General features: G+C 70.9%; 15 protein-coding genes and 1 tRNA gene. 3 read left to right on the top strand and 13 right to left on the bottom strand.

Annotation, left to right across the window (positions count from 1 at the left end; translation table 11 throughout):
* The first annotated feature begins 66 nt into the window (after positions 1 to 66).
* Positions 67 to 149, top strand: a tRNA-Leu gene (locus VT85_RS12000).
* A 70-nt stretch (positions 150 to 219) separates the two neighbouring features.
* On the opposite strand, the gene VT85_RS11995 is transcribed toward VT85_RS12000, so the two are convergent.
* Positions 220 to 561 (bottom strand): winged helix-turn-helix transcriptional regulator, encoded by a 342-nt coding sequence (locus VT85_RS11995; RefSeq protein ID WP_068415178.1) that lies wholly within the window; start codon positions 559 to 561, stop codon positions 220 to 222.
* A gap of 116 nt (positions 562 to 677) precedes the next feature.
* Between VT85_RS11995 and VT85_RS11990 the strand changes: the two genes are divergently transcribed.
* Positions 678 to 1,427, top strand: coding sequence for an SDR family NAD(P)-dependent oxidoreductase (locus VT85_RS11990; protein WP_068415175.1), 750 nt, complete (start codon positions 678 to 680; stop codon positions 1,425 to 1,427).
* A gap of 15 nt (positions 1,428 to 1,442) precedes the next feature.
* Here VT85_RS11990 and VT85_RS11985 read toward each other — a convergent pair whose 3' ends face one another.
* The 10 genes from VT85_RS11985 to VT85_RS11940 all read right to left on the bottom strand — a co-directional run bounded on the left by VT85_RS11985 (position 1,443) and on the right by VT85_RS11940 (position 13,595).
* Positions 1,443 to 1,679, bottom strand: coding sequence for an RNA-binding S4 domain-containing protein (locus VT85_RS11985; RefSeq protein ID WP_068415172.1), 237 nt, complete (start codon positions 1,677 to 1,679; stop codon positions 1,443 to 1,445).
* Positions 1,676 to 2,881: a CvpA family protein gene (locus tag VT85_RS11980; RefSeq protein WP_068415169.1), complete on the bottom strand. Its 1,206-nt coding sequence runs from the start codon at positions 2,879 to 2,881 to the stop codon at positions 1,676 to 1,678. The genes VT85_RS11985 and VT85_RS11980 overlap by 4 nt, the downstream gene beginning before the upstream one ends.
* 381 nt (positions 2,882 to 3,262) lie before the next feature.
* Positions 3,263 to 6,280: a M56 family metallopeptidase gene (locus VT85_RS11975; RefSeq protein WP_068415166.1), complete on the bottom strand. Its 3,018-nt coding sequence runs from the start codon at positions 6,278 to 6,280 to the stop codon at positions 3,263 to 3,265.
* Positions 6,277 to 6,693 (bottom strand): BlaI/MecI/CopY family transcriptional regulator, encoded by a 417-nt coding sequence (locus VT85_RS11970; protein WP_068415163.1) that lies wholly within the window; start codon positions 6,691 to 6,693, stop codon positions 6,277 to 6,279. The genes VT85_RS11975 and VT85_RS11970 overlap by 4 nt, the downstream gene beginning before the upstream one ends.
* A 229-nt stretch (positions 6,694 to 6,922) precedes the next feature.
* Entirely contained in the window at positions 6,923 to 8,173 is a 1,251-nt protein-coding gene (locus VT85_RS11965) for a hypothetical protein (RefSeq protein WP_068415160.1), read from the bottom strand.
* 481 nt (positions 8,174 to 8,654) lie between these two features.
* Positions 8,655 to 9,686: a DUF1559 domain-containing protein gene (locus VT85_RS11960; protein WP_068415151.1), complete on the bottom strand. Its 1,032-nt coding sequence runs from the start codon at positions 9,684 to 9,686 to the stop codon at positions 8,655 to 8,657.
* 62 nt (positions 9,687 to 9,748) lie between these two features.
* Complete coding sequence (locus VT85_RS11955) at positions 9,749 to 9,955, bottom strand: hypothetical protein (protein WP_068415146.1); 207 nt, start codon at positions 9,953 to 9,955, stop codon at positions 9,749 to 9,751.
* Positions 9,956 to 10,429: 474 nt separating this feature from the next.
* On the bottom strand, positions 10,430 to 10,636 hold the full coding sequence (locus VT85_RS11950) for a hypothetical protein (protein ID WP_068415139.1): 207 nt from the start codon (positions 10,634 to 10,636) through the stop codon (positions 10,430 to 10,432).
* 111 nt (positions 10,637 to 10,747) lie between these two features.
* Positions 10,748 to 12,148 (bottom strand): DUF1501 domain-containing protein, encoded by a 1,401-nt coding sequence (locus VT85_RS11945; RefSeq protein ID WP_068415138.1) that lies wholly within the window; start codon positions 12,146 to 12,148, stop codon positions 10,748 to 10,750.
* A gap of 103 nt (positions 12,149 to 12,251) precedes the next feature.
* On the bottom strand, positions 12,252 to 13,595 hold the full coding sequence (locus VT85_RS11940; RefSeq protein ID WP_068415133.1) for a c-type cytochrome: 1,344 nt from the start codon (positions 13,593 to 13,595) through the stop codon (positions 12,252 to 12,254).
* Between the two features lie 279 nt (positions 13,596 to 13,874).
* Between VT85_RS11940 and VT85_RS11935 the strand changes: the two genes are divergently transcribed.
* On the top strand, positions 13,875 to 15,872 hold the full coding sequence (locus VT85_RS11935) for a TolC family protein (protein ID WP_082858547.1): 1,998 nt from the start codon (positions 13,875 to 13,877) through the stop codon (positions 15,870 to 15,872).
* Here the strand turns inward: VT85_RS11935 and VT85_RS11930 are convergent.
* Positions 15,767 to 17,386, bottom strand: coding sequence for an MFS transporter (locus VT85_RS11930; RefSeq protein ID WP_068415129.1), 1,620 nt, complete (start codon positions 17,384 to 17,386; stop codon positions 15,767 to 15,769). The two genes, VT85_RS11935 and VT85_RS11930, sit on opposite strands and share 106 nt — an antisense overlap.
* Positions 17,383 to 18,948, bottom strand: coding sequence for an HlyD family secretion protein (locus VT85_RS11925; RefSeq protein WP_068415128.1), 1,566 nt, complete (start codon positions 18,946 to 18,948; stop codon positions 17,383 to 17,385). The genes VT85_RS11930 and VT85_RS11925 overlap by 4 nt, the downstream gene beginning before the upstream one ends.
* Between the last annotated feature and the right edge of the window lie 368 nt (positions 18,949 to 19,316).

Raw genomic sequence — 19,316 nt, 5'->3', positions numbered from 1 at the left:
GCCCGATCGGTCTCCGCAAGCCGGGGTTGACAGCCGCCGGCTTCCCCCTCATGCTGTTCGTACCGGGCCGAAGTGGCGGAATGGCAGACGCGACGGATTCAAAATCCGTTGGGGTAACACCCGTGTGGGTTCAAGTCCCACCTTCGGTACTCAAGACTTGCGGCGAATCAGGGCGGCCCGGACGAGGACGTCGGGACCACCCCCGGGAACGGCCGGAGCTCAACCGGCCTCGGATTGGGCCCCGTCGATGCGGGCTTGAAGGTGCAGGCCCCACTCGCAGAGGGGCCGCAGGACTTCGGGGAGCGTCGCCCCGAGATCGGTCAGCGCGTACTCCACGCGCGGGGGGACCTCTCGGTAGTCCTTGCGCGAGACGATCCCGTCGGCCTCCATCTCGCGGAGCTGCTGGGCCAGCATCTTCTCGCTGACGCCCGTCACCAGCCGCCGCAGCTCGCCGAACCGGCGCGGCCCGGGCGCGAGGCGCCAGAGTACGATCGGCTTCCATTTGCCGCCGATCACCGCGAGCGCGGCTTCCAGGCCGCAGCCGCCGGCAGGTCGCGTCATGGCCGTATCTCCTCAGCCTGGGGCACTTACCAAATAGTGCGTACTTGCCGCCTCGAAAGGCCCTCCTACGATACCCGTCGTCCACGTTTGCGGGTATTCCAACCGGAGGCCATTCGATGGCGAAGCTCGACGGCAAGGTGGCGGTGGTGACGGGAGCGTCGAAGGGGATCGGGGCGGCGATCGCACGACGGCTGGCGGCCGATGGGGCGGCGGTGGTCGTGAACTACGCCTCCAGCAAGGAGGCGGCCGATCGGGTCGTCGCCGCGATCGCCGAGGCCGGCGGCCGGGCCGTCGCCGTGCGAGCGAACCTGGCCGACCCGGCGGAGGTCCCTCCACTCTTCGACGAGGCGATGCGGGCCTTCGGCGCGGTGGACGTCCTGGTCAACAACGCCGGCGTTTACGAGTTCTTCCCGATCGAGGAGGCGGGCGTCGAGTCGTTCCGGCGGATGTTCGACCTCAACGTCCTGGGCGTGATCCTCGCCTGCCGCGAGGCCGTCAAGCGGTTCGGCCCCGAGGGGGGCTCCATCATCAACATCAGCTCGGTCGTCGCGACCTCCACCCCCGCCATGGGCACGGTCTACAACGCCAGCAAGGCCGCCGTGGACGCCGTCACGCGGTCGCTGGCCAAGGAGCTGGGCCCCAGGAAGATCCGCGTCAACTCGGTCAATCCCGGCATGGTCGAGACCGAGGGGGTGCACGCCGCCGGCCTGGCTGAGAGCGATTTTCAAAGGCGGTTCGAGGCCGACTCGCCCCTCGGCCGCATCGGACGGCCCGACGACGTCGCCCCCGCCGTCGCGTTCCTGGCCTCGTCGGATGCCGACTGGATCACGGGCGAGACCCTGGACGTCGCCGGAGGTTTCCGCTGACCGCCCGGCGCGGCGTCAGTCGAGGATGATCCTCGGGCCGTCCTCGACGTCGAGGTCGACGACGTCGCCGCGGGCCATCTGCCGGCGCTTGCGGGATTCGGGCTCGCCGTTGACGAGGACGAGCCCTTCGGCGACGAGGTTCTTGGCCTCGCCGCCGCTCAGCACGCAGCCGGCCCGCTTCAGGACCTGGATCAGGTTGATGGGGCGGTCCCCCACGTCCAGGTGGATCTCCTGGCGATCGGCGTCGCTCATCGGGGGGCCTTCTCCGGGGCGGGATCGGGGAGGCCCAGGCGGTCGAGCCCCTTGCCGATGGCGTCGGTGAGGGACTGCTCGATCTTGCGGCGGCCCTGGTCGATCGCGCCGTCGGCCCCCTGCTCCAGCCGCTGGCGGGCCTTGACGACCTGCTCCTGCGTGCGGTCGAGCCGCGAGCGGGCCTCGCCGATGCGGCGCTGGACGTCGCCGGCCTTGCCTTGAAGCTGCCCGGCCCGGCCCTGGAGCTGGTCGGTCACGTTGCGTCGGGTCTCGTCGACCGCGTCCGTGACCTGGCCGGTCAGGTTGCGTCGGGTCTCGTCGACCGCGCCCGAGACGGCGTCCTGGAGGCGGGCCTTGTCCTTCTCGATCAGGTCGCGGATCGTGGACGCCTTGCCGTCGGGGTCGACGTCGAGCGACTGCACCACGGCCTCCTCGGCCTTGCGCTTGCCCTGCTCGACGAGCCGACTCATGACCTCGCGGGCCGACGGCAACTCGGCCGTCTCGGGGGCGAGGGCTTCGGCGTCGGCGGTCGCGCCCGATTCGAGGCGGCGGCCGACCTCGGCGTCGAGCCGGGAGGCGGCGCGTGAGGCGACGGCGCGGACGTTCGGGTCGCGGAGGGGCGCCGCCTCGGTCGCATCGGCGAAGTTCGCGTCGGAGTCGTCCGCGACGGCGTCGACTTCGGCACCGTCCGAGTCGGCGGCGACCGGGCCCGCGCCGTTCCAGAACGGGGCCAGCGCGTTGCGGACCTCGGCCGGCAGGACCGGCCCGACGTGGCTGACGACGCCGTTGACCACCTTGCCGGTCGGGCTGGCGAAGATCGGCTGGCGGGTTGCGGGCGCGACGCTGACGACCAGCATCGTCCCCAGGATCCCCACCGCGACTCCCTCGACGCCGCCCAGCATCATGCCCAGGTGTCGGTCATAGGCCTCGAACTTCATCTTGCGGATGACGTTGCGGACCATCCAGGCCGCGCCGAACACGGCGCCCGAGACCGTGAGATAGGCCCCGGCCATCGACATCGCGCGGGCCGCCTCGGGCGTCCCCGGCAGGTGGGGCGCGATCATCGCCGAGACCGGATAGGAGAACAGATATCCCAGCACCAGCGACCCGATGCTCGCCAGCTGCCAGGTGATGCCTCGCCAGGCGCCGCGGACCATCCCCGCGATCAGGACGGCCGCCATGGCCATGTCGTAAATCGTCATGCGTGTCCCTCCATGTCCTTTTCCCAGGCCTCCGCGCCTCGTGCGCGGACTCTCCCCAGACGGTCCGCGGCATGGTAGCCCAGCGTCCCCGGGCCGGGAAGCCGGATTTCCTCAAGTCGACGAACGAGCCGGCCGACGAACCCCGGTCGGCGATTTGGGTTCGCTCGGCCCCGCCCAAAAACGAAGCCAATCGCCCCAAGCCCGATTGCTACAATGGGTTAAACCCGCATTCCAGCCCCCGAAATTGGCTTTGTTCGCCCGTTCTCGACTCATCGCGACATCCCGCGACGGCCCCGCCGATCGGCTCGCGGGCTGCTCCGCGCGGGGCGTCGCCTACAGTGACCATGCATCAGGATCGACGATCGCGCGCCAGTCCTCCCCTCACTTTCGCTCGGCGTCGATCGCGACGGTGTAGGCCAGGCTCCAGAGGGCGGCGGCCTTCTCGGCCGGCGATTCGATGGCCTCGGCCGCCTTCAGGGCCTCGTCAAGGCCGCCTCGGCGGAAGGCCGCACCGACCTTCGCGGAGTGGTCGCCTTGCGGCATGGGGACCGGGGCGGCGAGGTCGGCGTCGGGCTCGCCGGCCAGCGTGCGGAGGGCGGGCCGCATCGAGGAGCGGTGGAGCGCGACCCAGGTCATGGGCGTCTCCAGGTCGTAATCGATGAACCCGTCCCGGGTGCTGCTGAGGCGATCGCCCGGGATCAACCTCGGATCGGACGCCCTGGGCTGGAGGTGGGCGAGCGCCCGGCGGGCGAGGGCTCGGGCGGCCTCGGCGTCGCCGTCCTCGTGGAGCCGGCGTGCGACGGCGTTCAGGGCGCGGGCTTTTTCAAGGCCGGGCTCGTCGCGGATCGCGTCGACGATCTTCGAGGACTCGGCGACGCCGACCGCCCCGAGCTGGATCTCGGCGAGCATGGCGAGCATCCGCGACCGGCGGGGCTCGGGCTGGGCGAGGGCCTGGGGGACGGCCTCGGACAGCACCTCCGCCGCCTCGTCGGGTCGGCCCGTCGCTTCGAGCTTCCCGGCCAGGACGATCCAGGCAATGAGCCGCTCGGCGTCGTGCGTCACGGCGCGGGCCAGGTCCTTCGATCGGGCGAACGCGGCGGCCGCGCCGGCCTCGTCCCCGGCCTGGGCGCGTCGCCAGCCGATGAGGGCGAACGTCGCGGGCTTGATGGAGTCGTGGAAGCCGTCGTTGGGCTCGGGACGGCCGTCGCGGCGGAGATCCGGGATCGCCTCGGCCGTCGCGAGGGCCCCGGCGAGGTCGCTAGCGCGGGCCTGGAGGTGGGCCAGCACCGCGAGCGTCCGGGCCCGAGCCGCGTCGCCCTCGATCGTCGCCGCGACCGCCGCGAACTTCGACAGCGCCGCGCGGGCGCGGACGCCGTCCTTCGGGGCCAGACCGGGATCGCCGATCGTGATCTTGATCCCGCCCGAGTCGAGCCAGTCCGCGGCCTCGAATGTACACAGGTTTTCGAGGATCTTCCGCAGCGCGACGTTGCGCCGGGCCGGCGGCACGGCCGCGAACAGCTCCAGCGCGGCCTCGGGGTCGGACTCTCCGAGGCTGGTCGCGAGCAGCAGGACGGCCTCCTCCTTCAACTCGCGGTCGGGCGTCTCCTCGATGAGCTTTCGCACCTTCGCGATCAGCGTGCGTCCGCCCGCCACGTCGCCCGCAAGGACGAGCCGACCGCCCAGGCCGCCGCACAGGAACGACGAGAGGAGGGGGTTCCGCAGCGGCTCGGCCAGCCCCGTGGTGTAGGCGGCGACCTGGCGCAGCGGCTCGATCTCGCGGCGTTCCGCGAGGATACGGCTCAGGTGGTCGAGGACTTCCAGCTTCACCGGGATCGCAATGGGACCTTCCGTCGCATCCGCCTTCTCGGCGTCGCCACCCTGGACCTGCACGGAAACGACCACCGGCGTGCCGTCGGCGCCGTGCCCCTCGTCTTGGACCAGGAGGCCGAGGGCCCGCGTCACGAGGCGCATCATCGCGGCGTCCTGGGCGGGGTCCGGCTTGCACACCAGGTCGACGACCTGGCGGAACTGGGCCCGGCCGGTCTCCACGTCGCCCGCGTCGTAGCGGATCGCGGCAATTTGCAGCAGGCCGGCGGCGTCCATGGACGCCAGGTCGTCGCGCCAGAGGTCCTTACCGATGGGTGCCGCGATCCTCACATATTCAATCGCCTTCAACGCCCCCGCGCGATCGCCTTGGTCGACCTGCTTACGGGCGATGTCCATCAGGGCTTTCGATCGCTCATCGGGCCCCTGGGGATTCGGGGGGGCGGGGAGTGCGGCGACGGCCTCGGCCAGCCGCTTCAGGTCGGCGCGGGCGTCGGCCTTCGGCCTGGCGGCCGGGGGTTCGGCGCGGGTGGGCAGCGCGAGCGCGGCGGCGAGCAGGGTCGCGGCGCAGAGGGCGAAGGCTTCGGGGGCGGTGGGCTTCATCGTCATCGGGCGGTCCTCCATGAGCAGGATGCGACGGATCCGTGTCGTGATCGGGCGTTCGGCCAGGGAGAGCGCGGCCGCCGGCGCGGGGCGGGCAGACGCCAGAACGGCGAGCAGCTCCGCATAGGCGCGGGGACGGCCGGTGCGGGCGACGACGAGGCGGTCGCAGCAGGTCTCTCGCTCCAGGCGGACCCAGGCCGAGAGCCACCACGTCGTCGGATGGAAGAATAAAAGCGCCTCCATAATTTTCTGAAAGAGGCTGACGAGGTTGTCGCGGCGGCGCAGGTGGGCCAGCTCGTGGAGCAGGGCCATCTCGACCTGGTCGGGGGCCCAGCCGGTCAGGGCCGCGGTCGGCAGCAGGATCAGGGGGCGGACGATCCCGATCAGGACCGGCGCGGCGATCCGGTCGCAGACGGCGACCCCGACCTCGCGGGCGATTCCCAGCGACCGCGCGAGCGCCCGACAGCGCTCGGCGACCGGGCCCGATTCGAGCGGGAGCCCCGAGCGCCGGAGCCGCTCGACGCCGACCAGCCCCGCCGCCAGCCAGGCCAGCGTCAGGGCCGAGCCGCCGAGCCAGACCCCGGGTAGGATCCCAATCCACGGATCCAGGAATCGAAACCTTCTCTTCGATTCGAGGGACGCGCCCGGACGAATCCGGGACGGGGCCGACTCGTAAGCGACGCGGGAGTTCGCGTCGATGGCGAAGGCGGGCGTCGGGGCCGCCGTCGGCCTCGGCGCGGGCGTCGGCGGGGACGGGGTGTAGACGACGGTGAAGGCGGCGAACGGCCCGACCGCCAGGACGACCAGGCTCGCCAGCGCCGCCGCGTGGCGGATCTCGGCGGACGCGCGCCGGAGCACCCGCCGCGCGAGCGAGGCGCCCAAGCCGACGACCGCGCCGACCCAGAGCATGTGCAGGAAGGTCCAGCCCAGGGCCGTCCAGGCGGGCGAGGGCGAAGCGACGAGTGGAGTCATGCGCCTCCCCCCTTTCGCTCTCGGGGGCGTCCGGCGTCGTCGGCCTGGTCGAGCAAGGCGCGGATGGCCTCGCGGTCGCGGTCGTCGAGGTCTCCCTGCTCGATCAGGTGGGCGACGAGGCCCCGCGCGGAGCCGTCGAAGACGTTGCGGACGAGCTTGCCCAGCAACCCGGAAGCCGCCGCGCCGCGCGTGGTCTCGGCGGCCCAGACGTAGCCCTTCGGCCCGTCGTCGCGACGGACGAGTTTTTTCGTGAGCATGACCTTGAGCGTCGTCGCCACCGTCGTCAGCGCGACCGGCCGCGTCGCCCGCAGGGCCTCGTGGACCTTGCCCAGCCCCGACGGCCCCCCCTCCCAGAGCACCTGCAAGATCGCCAGCTCCGCATCCGTCGGCTGGCCGCTCGACTGCCGGGCCATCACGGGCCTCCTTCCTCCTCGGACGCTCCTGGAACGAACCGGGCCTACGCCCCGCGATTCGCTTTCTATAAAAATAGAATCATCGCGTCAAGAGGGGTGAGAATCCGGACGGCGCCGCGAGTTCCCTGGACGCGCGGCGCCCTGTTCCGGCCCTGACGGGTCGCGGCTTCGGGTGGGGGGGGATCGATCGATCCTGGAAACGTGAGGTCGCCGTCGTCGGCGGGCCGGCCTATCCGCCGAGGATGTCGTCCGGGCTGTTATCGTGGAAGTCGTTGGCGCTCATCCACAGGAAGGCGAAGTTGGCGATGGCGCCCCCCTGCGCGGCGGAATTCTCGACGAACGTGCTGGCGCTGACGAACAGGACCCCGGCGCTCGAGAGGGCGCCGCCGAAGGCGGCCGCGCGATTCCGCTTGAAGAGGGTGTCGTTGATCACCACCACGCCGATCGAGTCGATGCCGCCGCCGCTGGCGCTCAGGGCGGTATTGCCGACGACGAGGCTCTCGCCGACCTGCAAGTAGCCGGCGTTGGAGATGGCGCCGCCGAACCCCGCGGTGTTGCTCTGGAGCAAGCTGCGCGAGATGAACGTCGAGCTGGTGTCGAACGTGAAGATCCCGCCGCCGCCGACGCCCGCGCGGTTTCCCGCGATCACGCTGTCGGTGACGATCATCGTCCCGAACTGGTTGACGAGGCCGCCCCCCAGCGACGACGAATTGCCGGCCACGACGCTGTCGCTCAGCGTCAGGGACCCGGAGAAGCAGAAGATGCCGCCCCCCACGCCGACGGACGAGTTGTTCGACACCGTGGCGTCGGTCACGGTCGCCGAGCCGGTGATGGAGATGGCGCCGCCGTTGGCGGCGGAATTGGACTCGAGCGTGCTGTCGCTCACCGTCAGCGAGCCGAAGTCGGCGATGGCGCCGCCGTTGGCGGCGGAATTGCCTGAGAGGGTGCTGTCGATCACCGTCAGGGTCCCGTTGTCGTTGAGGATCGCGCCGCCGAAGCCGAAGGAGGCGTTCGCGGCGTTGCCGGAGAGGGTGCAGCCATCGACCGTGAGGGCGCCGAAGTTGAGGACGGCCCCGCCGTTGCCGTCGGCGGGCGAGGAGCCGGCGGTCGCGCCGGCCAGGCCGTTGCCGCCGATGAGGTTGAGGTTGACCAGGTTGACGTGAGCGCCTGCGGCGACCTCGAAGACCCGCGAGGCCCCGCCGCCGCTGATGGTCGGGGTTCGAGAGGGGACGCTCATGATCGTCACGTCTCGGCTGAGGATCAGCTCACCCTGCGTCAGCACGATGGGGGCCCGGACGGCGGCCGTCAGCAGGATGGTGTCCCCGCTCTGGGCGTGGGCGACGGCGTAGCGCAGGGTGTGATCCTGAGTCGCGATGTCGGCGCTGCTCGTCACCGTCAGGGTGGAGGGGACGCAACGGTCTTCCAGGACCACCACTCGGGGCCGGAAGACGTGCCGGCGGTTGGTCGCGGCATGGCTCAAGAAGAGTGGGTGCGCGGTTCGCCGCGATGAGCGAGAGACGGTGTACGACACGGTGAGGACTCCTGTCCGTTCACAAACGCGTCAGCTTTCGCCGCCGAAGCGCGACCCCGCCCGTTACGCATCCCGATTCCGGTCCGACGGCGGAGAATGACGGCGGCGCCGAGGTCATCCCATCCGGTCGTCGGGGTGGATTCTCCACGTCCCGAAAGGATCGGTTGAGCTGTGCGAACGCGCACAGGATCGCTATTTGAGAGGCGGCGCACCTCGAATTCAATAATGTTCTTAAAAGCTTGGCGATTTTTCCGCGTTTCAGCCGACAGGCGTTCAATGTTTGCAACGGAATCCGTCGACGGCGGCGCGAGATGCGAACCGGCCGGCCGCCGCGTGATCGCGGAGGCCGGCCGGGAGCGGTCGCGGGATCGGCTCCAATCCATATCCATACGAATCGGCGCGGTGGTCGCAGGATCGGCTTCAACCCACATCAATACTGGTCGGCGCTGATGATCTCGCCGCCGTTTCGGGTGGAGAGGGCCTGATAGACGCCGACCTTGGCGCCGTTGAGGTTCAGGCCGTAGGGGGTGCCGATGGTGGCGCCGGTGGGCATGCCGTTGATCTGCGGGCTGGCGATGGTCCAGGAGTCGATGCTGTCCTTGAGGAACCGCACCGAGCCGTCGCAGAGGGCGACGTTGACGCCGCCGGGGTGGAAGCTCATGGCGTCGTAGATGGCCCACTGCCGCAGGGCGTCGTTGCCGGGATCGCCGGCGGGGTCGGAGTACTTGCGGCCCCAGTTGGGGGCGAACCGGGTCTCCAGCGCGGTGGAGCTGGGGTCGGACCCGCTCCAGATGTGGATCGACTTCTGGGTCGTTTCGCTGAAGACGCCGTGGCCGTTCTCGGCGTAGAGCATCGTGTTGCTGGTGCCGTCGGTGATGGAGGCCTGGGTCATGTTGCCGAGGATGATCACGCCCTTGGCGTACTGCGGAATCTGGGGGTCGAATTCCATCCCATTGGGCCCGAACAGGATGCCCGTGTTGGTGTGCCACGGGCCGACGACCCCCGAGTAGTGGGAATGGGCCTGGTTGAACGTCGGCGGCCCGAAGGAAAGGGGCTCGATCTTCAGGGCCGAGGGGTCGCTCGGGCAGGCGAACGTGGAGATCGCGACGCCGGGGATCGTCCAGTTCTCGGGCATGAAGAACGCCTGCGAGAAATTCGCCGCGTTGAAGACGGCGGACTGCTCCAGGAACGGGCAGATCCGCAGCAGCGAGGAGAAGCCGACGTTCGTGGGCCGGGTGCCGTTGGGGAGGAACGTGGCCGGGAAGACGCCGTTGGCCGACTCGTAGTTCACGGCCCCCAGGGCGATCTGCTTGAGATTGTTCGTGCACTGGGCGCGACGGGCGGCCTCGCGGGCCGACTGCACGGCCGGGAGCAAGAGGGCGATCAGGACCGCGATGATGGCGATCACGACCAGAAGTTCGATGAGGGTGAACCCTCGACGCGGAAGACGGCTCGTTTCCATTTCCGACTCCACAGGAGCGACTCGATTCGGATGACCTACCGATGACGAAAGACGGGGCGCGATCAGGGTTTGTTCACGGGCCTGGCCCTGGATTTCCCCTTCGCGTTCCCCTTGGGGGTGGGCTGGAACTTCAGGTTCTCGACCGGGACGTCGATCGACCCGGCCCCGCGGACCGTGTCGTCTCGTTGACAGCCGACGCCCGGCGCCAGGCAGGCTCCGGCCAGGAGGACGAACGCCGCGCGACGCGAGAGAAGGGCGTGAGGATTCATGGGGGGATTACACCTCCGTCGCGGCCCGGACCGTCGATCGGTCGCGGCGCGCGGGCCGTGGAACGGCGAGCATCATGAGCGTTCTGGTGAGGATTCGACGGCGAGTCGACTTCGAGTCACCGCTTCATCGCCCTGATGGGAGGGGGGCAGGACGAAGGGGCGGATCAAGTTGGATCGGGTCGGGCCTGATGGCCCGAGAGGTCGTGAAAGGAGAGATCTCGTCTCGATATGCGAAGGCGGCGGTCTCCACCGCCCAGCCGAATGGATCGACTCGAAGCGTCTCCTCGCGACTTCCCGAGCGGGCGGGGATGGTTCGAGCCGCGTCGCTCTGGGAATAGATCTTAATTCCCCGAGCGCGACCCGGTCAATCACATCTGTCGCCGGCGAGGAAATCCGAGATCGCCGGGCGCGGGTTTCGAGGCGGAATCACATCACCGGCGGCGTCGGCCTCGACGCGACGAAGGGTGGTGCGGCTCAGAGATCGGGGGCGGGTTGCGGGGCGGCGTCGTCGACCTCGACGGGAGAGGGCTGGAATCGCAGGTCGTCCGCCGGGACGTGGATCGAGCCGGCGCCGCGGAGCGAGTCGTCGGGTTCCTCGCAGCCGGTCGCGGCGATCAGGAAGCCGCACAGGACGAGGCGCAGTCCGGCGCGGCGACGCGCCAGGGAGGCGAATGGGCTCATGATGCAAGGTCGCTCTCGATGAGGATCGAACCGGCCCGGTGTGGGCGGCGTCTCCCGATCGATGGTAGTCGCCGGGCGGCGGCGGGGTCAACGCCGCCCGGCGCCGTCCGCTCAGGCTCCGAAGAGGGGGGCGATGGGCTGGCCGTTGCAGAGCTGGATGGGGCGGCCGAAGCGGTCGCGGAGTTCGGAGGCGGGGTCGACGCCCAGGGCGTGGTACAGGGTGGCGGCGAAGTCGCCGGGGGAGTACGGGGGGCTGGCGGGATAGGCGCCGATCCGGTCGGACGCGCCGATGACCTGGCCCCCCCGGACGCCGCCGCCGGCGAAGAGCGCGGAGAAGACGGCGGCCCAGTGGTCGCGGCCGTCGGGCGAGTTGTTGTTCCCCGTGCTGGAGCCGATCCGGGGCGTCCGGCCGAACTCGCCGGCGATCACGACCAGGGTCTCGTCGAGCAGGCCGCGAGCCTTCAGGTCGTCCAGCAGCGCGGCCAGGCCGCGGTCGGTGGGGGGGAGCAGGTGGTCCTTGAGGCTCTTGAAGTTGGCCGAATGGGTGTCCCACTGCTGGACCCGGCCGAGGTTGACCTGGACGATCGGCACGCCGGCCTCGACCAGTCGGCGGGCCAGGAGGAGCGACTGGCCGAACATGTGGCGGCCGTAGCGGTCGCGGACGGCCGGGTCTTCCCGGTCGAGATCGAACGCGCCGGAGACCCGGCCCGAGAGCAGCAGCGACATCGCCCGCTCCCGCTGGTCGCTCATCGGGTCGCGGGACAGGTCGGTCCCCGGCAGCATGGACTCGTTGACCTGGTCCAGGAGGGCCTGCCGTCGTCCCAGGCGTTCGACGCTGAAGCCGACCGGGAGCGCCAGGCTCTCGACGCGGAAGCCTTCCTTGTTGGGGTCCTGGCGGATCTGCCAGGGGTCGTGGCGGGGGCCGAGGAAGCCGGCGTGCTGGCCCGGCCAGGTGAGCGGGCCTTCCATCAGGAAGGTCGGCAGCATGACGCCGGTGGGGATGCCGTCGGTGCGGGGCCTCAGGTAGTCCAGGGCGGAGGCGTAGCAGGGGTAGTCGTCGCGCGAGGCGACCTTGTCGAAGAACGCGCCGGGCTGGGAAGTGCCGGTCAGGATCTCGTGGGTGGCGTTCAGGTGGTTCGTGTACTTGTGGGCGAGCGAGCGGACGACGGCGAGGTCGCCGGCCCGCTGGGCCAGCAGCGGCAGGTGCTCGCAGAACTGGATGCCGGGGACCGCCGTGTCGATCGGGTTGAACTCGCCGCGAATCCCCTCGGGGGCGTCGGGCTTCATGTCGACCGAGTCGATGTGGCTGAGCCCGCCCGACATGAAGGCGACGATCATCGACTTGGCCCGGGGCGCGGACCCCGGCCGCTTCCCCGCCCCTCGCGGCGACGGGTCCGCCACGTCCCGCGCGGCGAGGACCTGGGGCAGGCTCATCCCCAGGAACCCGGAGAAGCCGACTTGCAGGACCTCGCGGCGGACGAACCCGCGCGTGTGAGTGTGGCTCGCCTTCATATCCAATCCCTCGTCCGTCGTTCAATCCCGACACTGTTCAACAGGAGTTTAACCGATGCGCCGCGATCGGGGCCACCGCAAACCGGCCGGGCGAGGCGCCGGCTCACTTCTTCGCCGTCTCGATCAGATAGGCGACGAGGTCGCGAAGGCGGTCCTCGCCGAGCACGGGGACGAGCCCGACGGGCATGATGGATGTCGTCCCGGCGCGGATCTCCTCGATCTCGTCGCGGGGGATGACGGTGACCTTGGCTTCGGTGTCGGTCACGCGGACGGCGTCGGCACCCTCGGCGCGGACGACTCCGGCGGCGACCCGGCCGTCCTTCATCGACACGGTGTAGGTGACGAAGTCCGGGACGATCGTCTCGCTCGGGAGCGCGAGGCTGCGGTACAGGTACTCGCTCCCCTTGCGGCCGACGTCCGTGAGGTCCGGCCCCACCGGCCCCCCCCTGCCCCGGACGACGTGGCACTGCGAGCAGAGGGCCTCCTTGCTGAAGAAGACCTGCTCCCCCCTCGCGGGATCGCCCCCCGAGAGGTCGGGGATGGCCAGCGGCTCCGGCGCGGAGGCCGCCAGCGCCGGCGAGGCCCAGGGGAGCAGGAACCGCACGGGCTTCCGGTCCGTGGGTGCCTCGCCGTCGACCTTGTAGTCGATCTTCATGGCCGCGCCCACCCCGTCGACCCCGGTCTCGACCGTCAGCGACAGGAAGACCGGCTGGGACGCGTCCTCGATCGCGGTCGTCATCTTCCAGGAGCCGTCCTCGGCCTTGACGACGCCCCCTTCGGGCTCGCCGTCGCCGAAGAGGCATTCGACGACCGGCACCGGAGACGTGATCGTCGCCTCGACCTTCCCGGAGACCGGGAACCGCACCTGCGTATCCAGGCGCAGCCGGCCCGGCTTGGCCAGGTCGTTCGCCCATCGCTCGTGCCGGGGGTTTTGATTGAGCTGGGCCAGCAAGCGGACCCCCCGGAGGCTGAGGGTTCGCATCCAGCCCGTCCAGTTCGGCTCGGCGCCCGGCTCGGCGCCCTCGAACCAGGAGGCCTCGACCCCGTCGAGCGTGTAGCCGACCCGGACGTGCCGGGAGACGCCTTCCAGGTCCAGGACGTACATCGCCGGGACGGGGTGCGGGTCGGTCGCCAGGACGAGGATCCGGCCTTCGTCCTCGGCGCGGGCGCCGCCGATCTTCAGCACGCCCAGGGGTTCGGCCGAGGGGTCGGGGAACGGGGCGTCCGCCTCGTGAGAATAGTAAGGGATCGACCGCCCGACGAGCCCGGCGACCGCGTCCGGCTCGGCGGGTTGCGGCAGGGAGACGACGACTTCCAGCGGCCCGGAGGCCCAGGCGGTGACGACGTCGTAGGGCGGGCGGGCCGGGGCCGTGACGACCATCAGCCCCAGCAGGCAGGCGGTCGAACCCAGGGCCCAGGCGATTCGGCGTGCGGGGATGAAGGTCATACAGGCTCGCGAAAAGGAAGCGTCGAAATGAAATAAGGATGCGTCCGAGGTCGTCCCGCCCTCATCGTAGCGGATCGATCAAGGACTCGGCGAGTCCGACCCGCCCCAGGCTCCCGTCGCCCGCCTCGGCGGCTCGGCCGCGTCGAGTTTGCGGCGAACCGAAGCCCATTGCCCTTGACCGGCCGTCCGTTTTGCCGCAAAACGCCCGGCACGCCCGGGGGAAACGGCGCGCGGCGGGCAAGGACGCCTGACCGGGGACCGTTCAGGATCAACCGTCGCATGAAATCCCATGAACGCGTACTGTCTCTGGTCGTGAGCATGGCGCTCGCCTTCGGCCTCGCAGGATGCTTGCATCGGCCGACGACGTATGAACGCCCCGACCTGATCGCGCGGGTCAACGGCGAGAACCTCCCCCGCGGGACGGATCGCCGGTCGGCCTCGTCGGACGGCTCGATCGTGCGCGCATCGGCCGAGGAGGCGACGAAGGACGCCGAGGGCCGCGAGCCGATCCCCGACGCCGGGCCGGGGGTCGCGGCCGAGGCGCGCTCGGCCGCCGGGATCGAGGCTGGCGGGGAGAAGCCGAAGGAAGGCGAGGCCGAGGCCGAGGCCCTCGCCGAGCCCCTGACGCTGGAACGGGCCCGCGAGCTGGCGATGCGGTACAGCCCGATCCTGCGGGGGTCGGTCGCGGCCGTCGATTCGTCGCTCGGCGACCTGGAGGTCGTCCAGTCCGGGTTCAAGCCGACGTTCCTGGGAAATTACGCCTACCAGGCCTTCACATCGGACGTGGGGTTCGTCGGCGACCGGGGACGGTTCCCGGTGCTGCCGGTGCGGGGCTTCGGCCCCGGCATGCAAAACTTCCACATCTCCGAAGTCCAGATGAAGTGGTCGATCTACCAGTTCGGCCGCCTGCTCTCGAAGGAGCGCCAGGCCCGGTTCAAGACCGAGGTCGCCAAGCTGGAGGCCGATCGGTCGCAACAGACCGTCGGCTACGAGGTGGCGCGGACCTACTTCCAAGTGCTCGAAGCCGAGTCGACGCGGCGGATCGCCGACCGGGCCGTGGATCGCGCCGAGGCCTACCGCCGCGAGGCCGGCGACCTGCTGCGCCGGGGCGCGATCACCCGCGAGCAACTCTTGCGGGTCGACGCCGACCTGGCGGGCGCGCGGCAGCTCCAGTCCGACGCCAAGAGCGAGGAGGAGGTGGCCGTCGCCGCGCTGAACCAGACGATGGGGATCAAGGTCGACGCCCCGACCCGCGTCGCCGAGCGGCGGGCGGCCCCCCGCCTGGAGATGGAGCTGAAGGACGCGCTGGAGTTGTCGGTGGCAAGCCGCCCGGAGATCCCGGTCGTCCTGCGAGGCATCGCCATCGCCCAGGAAGGTGTCTCGTTCGCCCGCGCCGAGTTCCTGCCGATCGTCTCGATCCAGGCCGGGTACTCGAACGTGACGGGGACGGGGATCCAGAACGCCAACGTCGGGGCCGGCGGCATCTTCCTGACGCAGGAGCTCTACGCCGGCGGCAAGCGTCGCGGCCAGCTCCGCTCGGCGGAGGCCGGCGTGCGCTCGGCCGAGGCCCAGGCGCAGCAGGTCTGCGACCTGATCGCCTTCGAGGTCAACGCCGCCTACCGCTACCTCGAGGACGCCCACGCCCGGATCGAGGCGGCCCGCGCGGTCTACCTGCAGGCGGTCGAGAACCAGCGGCTGGTCGCCAGCCGGTACGAGGCCGGCGACGCCACCCCCGCCGAGGTCGTCGAGGCGCGGGCCTCGGAGACGAAGTCGGAGCAGACGTTCAACGCGGCCTTCTACCAGTACCAGCGGGCCCTGGCGCGGCTGGAGTACGCCGTCGGCGGCCCCCTGCCCGTCTCCGCGGAGCCGATCCCGGCCGCGGCGCCCGTCGAGACCGGCCCGGACCGGGCCCCCGCGCCGCCCCCGGCGAGTCGCCGTTCCGCTCCCGCCCCGGCGGCGGCCTCCCCGGCCTCCCCGACGCGCCCTCGTTCACCCTGCCGTCGACCGAGCCGGCCCCCACGACCCCCGCGCCGACGAGCCCCACGCGCGGCCCCCAGCCCGCCGGCGAGCCCGGCCTGTTCGGGCCGCCGTCGTCGCTCGCCCGGCCGCCCTACGAGTCGAACTCGCCCTACGGGACCAGGCCCTGAGCCCGAGGGGGGCGCCGGCCGGGCTCACCCGCGACGCGGCCCCGGGGCGTGGGGCGGCAGGGGCTCAAGAAGCCAGGCGAGGACGAGCGCCCCGAGCATCACCAGGGCGATCATCTGGAGCACCGACTGATATGCGTAGACCGTGGCGTGGGCGTGGGTGTAGCGGCCCAGCAGGCGCCTCGCTTGCTCCGCGGCCTCGATCGGGTCCAGGCCGTGGAGCGTGAAATAGTCGACCACCCGGCGGAGGACGTCCTCGGTCGGGGGACGGTTCGGCAGCATGCTCTGGCGCATGGCGTCGAAGTGGGCGTCCCCCCGGCGCTCGATGAGGATCGATGCGACGTTCCCGCCCACGAACGCCGGCAGGACCAGCATCAGGTTCTTGATCCCCGCCGACGACGCGATCTGGGCCGGAGTCATCTCCTCCTGCGAGATGCAGATCAAGGGCGAGGCCACCATTCCCGCCGACGCCGCCCAAAACATGACGTAGAGGCCCGTCCAGAACTTGTCCGTGTACAGGTCGATCGACGAGAGCAGCCAGGTGCCCACGATCAGCCCGCACACGCCGGCGATCAGCCGGGCCTTGCGGTCGGACCGACGCCCCAGCCACGACGTCAGGGCCAGGGCCGTCGACATCGCCAGCACCCCCGGCACGAGCACCAGGCCGGTCGTCAGCCGCTCGTAGTCCCGGGTCACCGACATGTAGCGGACCAGGATCGAGATCACGCTGAAGAACGTCATGTCGCACATCGCCTTGATCGCGACCGACAGGGTGAACCGCCGCCGCCGGAACAGGCGGAGGTCCAGGAGCGGGTGCGGGCACGTCCATTCGTGGGCCAGGAACCAGGCGAACAACCCCCCTCCCAGGCCGGCGACCATCCAGAACTCGTCGGCCGTCCACCAGCCCCACTTCTGGAACCGGAAGAGGCCGAACTCCAGGCAGATCACGAAGGAGAGCAGCAGGACGAGCCCCTCGAAGTCGAACGGCTCGAGCTCCTCGTCGCGGGGCTCGTCGGGCTGGAGCAGGTGGAAGTTCAGCACGGCGCAGATGCCGACGATCGGGACGATGAAGTAGAAGATCGACCGCCAGGACGGGGCGTTGATCAGGTAGCCGGCGACGCTGGGCGCGATGATCCGTCCGAAGTACAGGCCCAGGACGTAGGCGGCGATGGCGCCGTCGCGGTGGTCGGGGAACTCCCGCCAGAAGACCGCCAGGACGGTCGTCACGACCAGGCCGTTGCCGAAGCTCTGGACGAACCGGGCCGCTCCCAGCAGCTCCATGTTCGGCGCCGTCGCGCAGGCCAGGCTGCCGAACATAAAGACGACCAGCCCGGCCACGTAGGTGTTCTTGAGCCCGAAATGGTTGCGGGCCCAGGCGATGAGCGACATCCCGGCGACCGAGCCCAGCAGCGTGCAGGCCGGCACCCACTGGTAGCGATAGCGGTCCGACGCCAGCTCGGTCATGACGAACGGCCGGGCCAGGTCGGTGAACGTCGAGGACATCCCGCACACCAGGAGCGCGGGCATCATCGCCAGGAACACCAGCTCCCGGCGCTGGACGCCGTGCCAGGAGCGGACGTCGGGCAGCACGGGGTCGAGCGAGCGGTTGGCGAGCCGCGGCGCCCCCCCCTCCGAGGGACTCGTCATGGCCGGGCCTCCTCGGGCGTCGACCTCGGCGCGGCGACCTCGGCGGCCGTCTCGGGGATCGAGGTCGGGCTGACGCCGAGCTCGCCGCGGGTCCGCTGGCGCTCCGCCTCCTGGCGCGCCCATTCGACGTCGCCGGGGACGTGCGAGATGGCCACCGTGACCGACAGGCCCGGCCGGAGCTGCCCCCACCGCGGGCCGCGCTCGACGGCGATCCGCACCGGCACCCGCTGAGTGACCTTGGTGAACTCGCCGGCCGTGACGTCGCGCGGCAATAGCGAGAAGTTCGCGCCGGTGGCCTGGCCGATCCAGACGACCCGACCCCGGAGCTTGTCCGGGAAGGCGTCCGCCCAGATGCTCACGTCGTTGCCCGGCGCGACCCCCTCCAGCCGGTCCTCCTCCAGGTAGGCCGTGACGTACACCAGCTCCGGGTCGTACATGCTCAGGACCGGCGAGCCCAGCGGCGCGTGGTCGCCCGGGTTGCGGTAGCGACGGACGACCACGCCGTCGAACGGGGCGACGATCCGCGCGTTCTGCCGCCTGGTCTTGGCGGTCGCTTCGGCCCGCTCGGCCTCGGCCACCTCCTCCGCCCGGAGCAGGACCTGACGCTTCTGGACCTCGATCTCCAGGTCCCCCAACTCGGCCAGCCGGACCGACTCCTCGGCCTTTTCCTTCGCCCGCAGCCGCTGGTCGAGCGCCCGCCGGGCGATCTCGACCTGCGCGCGGTCGGCCTCGGCCCGCTCGACCTTCGCCTGGCCCGCGTCCACCTTGGCCTGGGCGGCCCGCAGGACCCGCGTCGCGTCCTGGAGCCGGCGCTCGGTGGTCGCCTCCCTGGCGAAGAGCGCCGACTCGCGATCGTGCTCCTCCTTCGCGTTGACCAGGGCCGCCAGGAGGGCCGCGGTGTCGGCCTTGGCCTCGTTGACGGCCTTGTCGACGTCGATCGTCGTCATCTTCAAAAGCGCCTCGGCCTCGGCGACGGCGGCCTCGGCCGACGCCTCCTCTTTCTGGGCGACGGCCACGCGGCGGGGGTGTTCCTGCACCAGCCGTTCGAGCGTCGCCTTCTCATACTCCAGCATGGCCTCGGCGGCCCTGCGCCGCGCGACGGCCTCGTCGACCACGCGGGTCAGCGGGACCATGTCGATCTCGGCGAGGATCTGGCCCGCCTTGACCGCGTCGCGCTCCTCGACGTGGACCCTGGCCACCACACCGCTCTCCTGGAACGCCAGATGGACGATGTGCGATTCCAGGAATGCGTCGTTCGTCATCGACATCGTGAAGCGGTAGTACGCGAACTGGCCGAGCACCACGGCGCCCACCACGATCCCGACCGCCCCGACGGCCCAGATCCCCCACCGGGCCACTCGGCGATGCTCCGACGCCACCTGCCGCATCCGAGGCAACCTCTCCGCCAGCTCGGCCGCCGACTCGTCGTCGAGGTCCAGCGCCAGGGGGGAGGCGGCCGCCGCCGCGCGGGGAGGGGGAGGCGTCGGGGCCGCGGTGGTGACCGTCGGGCCTGGTTTCTCGGGTTGGGGCGATTCTCCGCCGTTCCCGCCTTCCTCGCTCATCGAATGTCTGCTCCGTGTTCTTCAGGCCGCAGGATCGGACGCGCCCCGCCCCGGCCGGTCCCCCGTCTCCCGAGGAGGCGCCAGGCCGCACGGCGTGCGCGAGGCCCCTCGGCGATGGGACCGGCCGGCGCCGGGCTGGGTCGTCGTGTTGCGACGGCGACGTCGGGCGTCCGCATGCGATCTCTCGGCGGCGACGGCCGCCCTGGACGCCTCCAGACAGGGCGCGGCCGACCTTCAGGCCGGCCCCTTCGAACGCAACACGGATGGCGCGCCGCCGGCGCGCCATCCGTCAAAAGGATTCTAGGAAGGTCCGATCCGGAAACCAGGGGCCGCGACCGTTTCCCGAACTTTTGCGGCCCAGGACGACT

This window comes from Planctomyces sp. SH-PL62 (genome assembly GCF_001610895.1).
Taxonomy (GTDB): Bacteria; Planctomycetota; Planctomycetia; order Isosphaerales; family Isosphaeraceae; genus Paludisphaera.
The sequence above is the reverse complement of the archived record's forward strand: the minus strand, read 5'-3'. Positions and strand labels throughout refer to the sequence as shown.

Excerpts from the sequence above, each read along its gene's own strand:
- VT85_RS11970 (WP_068415163.1), bottom strand. The coding sequence starts at position 6,693 with ATGGCCCGGCAGTCGAGCGGCCAGCCGACGGATGCGGAGCTGGCGATC.
- VT85_RS11925 (WP_068415128.1), bottom strand. The coding sequence starts at position 18,948 with ATGAGCGAGGAAGGCGGGAACGGCGGAGAATCGCCCCAACCCGAGAAA.
- VT85_RS11935 (WP_082858547.1), top strand. The coding sequence starts at position 13,875 with ATGAAATCCCATGAACGCGTACTGTCTCTGGTCGTGAGCATGGCGCTC.
- VT85_RS11975 (WP_068415166.1), bottom strand. The coding sequence starts at position 6,280 with ATGACTCCACTCGTCGCTTCGCCCTCGCCCGCCTGGACGGCCCTGGGC.
- VT85_RS11950 (WP_068415139.1), bottom strand. The coding sequence starts at position 10,636 with ATGAGCCCATTCGCCTCCCTGGCGCGTCGCCGCGCCGGACTGCGCCTC.
- VT85_RS11930 (WP_068415129.1), bottom strand. The coding sequence starts at position 17,386 with ATGACGAGTCCCTCGGAGGGGGGGGCGCCGCGGCTCGCCAACCGCTCG.
- VT85_RS11990 (WP_068415175.1), top strand. The coding sequence starts at position 678 with ATGGCGAAGCTCGACGGCAAGGTGGCGGTGGTGACGGGAGCGTCGAAG.
- VT85_RS11945 (WP_068415138.1), bottom strand. The coding sequence starts at position 12,148 with ATGAAGGCGAGCCACACTCACACGCGCGGGTTCGTCCGCCGCGAGGTC.
- VT85_RS11955 (WP_068415146.1), bottom strand. The coding sequence starts at position 9,955 with ATGAATCCTCACGCCCTTCTCTCGCGTCGCGCGGCGTTCGTCCTCCTG.
- VT85_RS11995 (WP_068415178.1), bottom strand. The coding sequence starts at position 561 with ATGACGCGACCTGCCGGCGGCTGCGGCCTGGAAGCCGCGCTCGCGGTG.
- VT85_RS11980 (WP_068415169.1), bottom strand. The coding sequence starts at position 2,881 with ATGACGATTTACGACATGGCCATGGCGGCCGTCCTGATCGCGGGGATG.
- VT85_RS11985 (WP_068415172.1), bottom strand. The coding sequence starts at position 1,679 with ATGAGCGACGCCGATCGCCAGGAGATCCACCTGGACGTGGGGGACCGC.
- VT85_RS11940 (WP_068415133.1), bottom strand. The coding sequence starts at position 13,595 with ATGACCTTCATCCCCGCACGCCGAATCGCCTGGGCCCTGGGTTCGACC.
- VT85_RS11960 (WP_068415151.1), bottom strand. The coding sequence starts at position 9,686 with ATGGAAACGAGCCGTCTTCCGCGTCGAGGGTTCACCCTCATCGAACTT.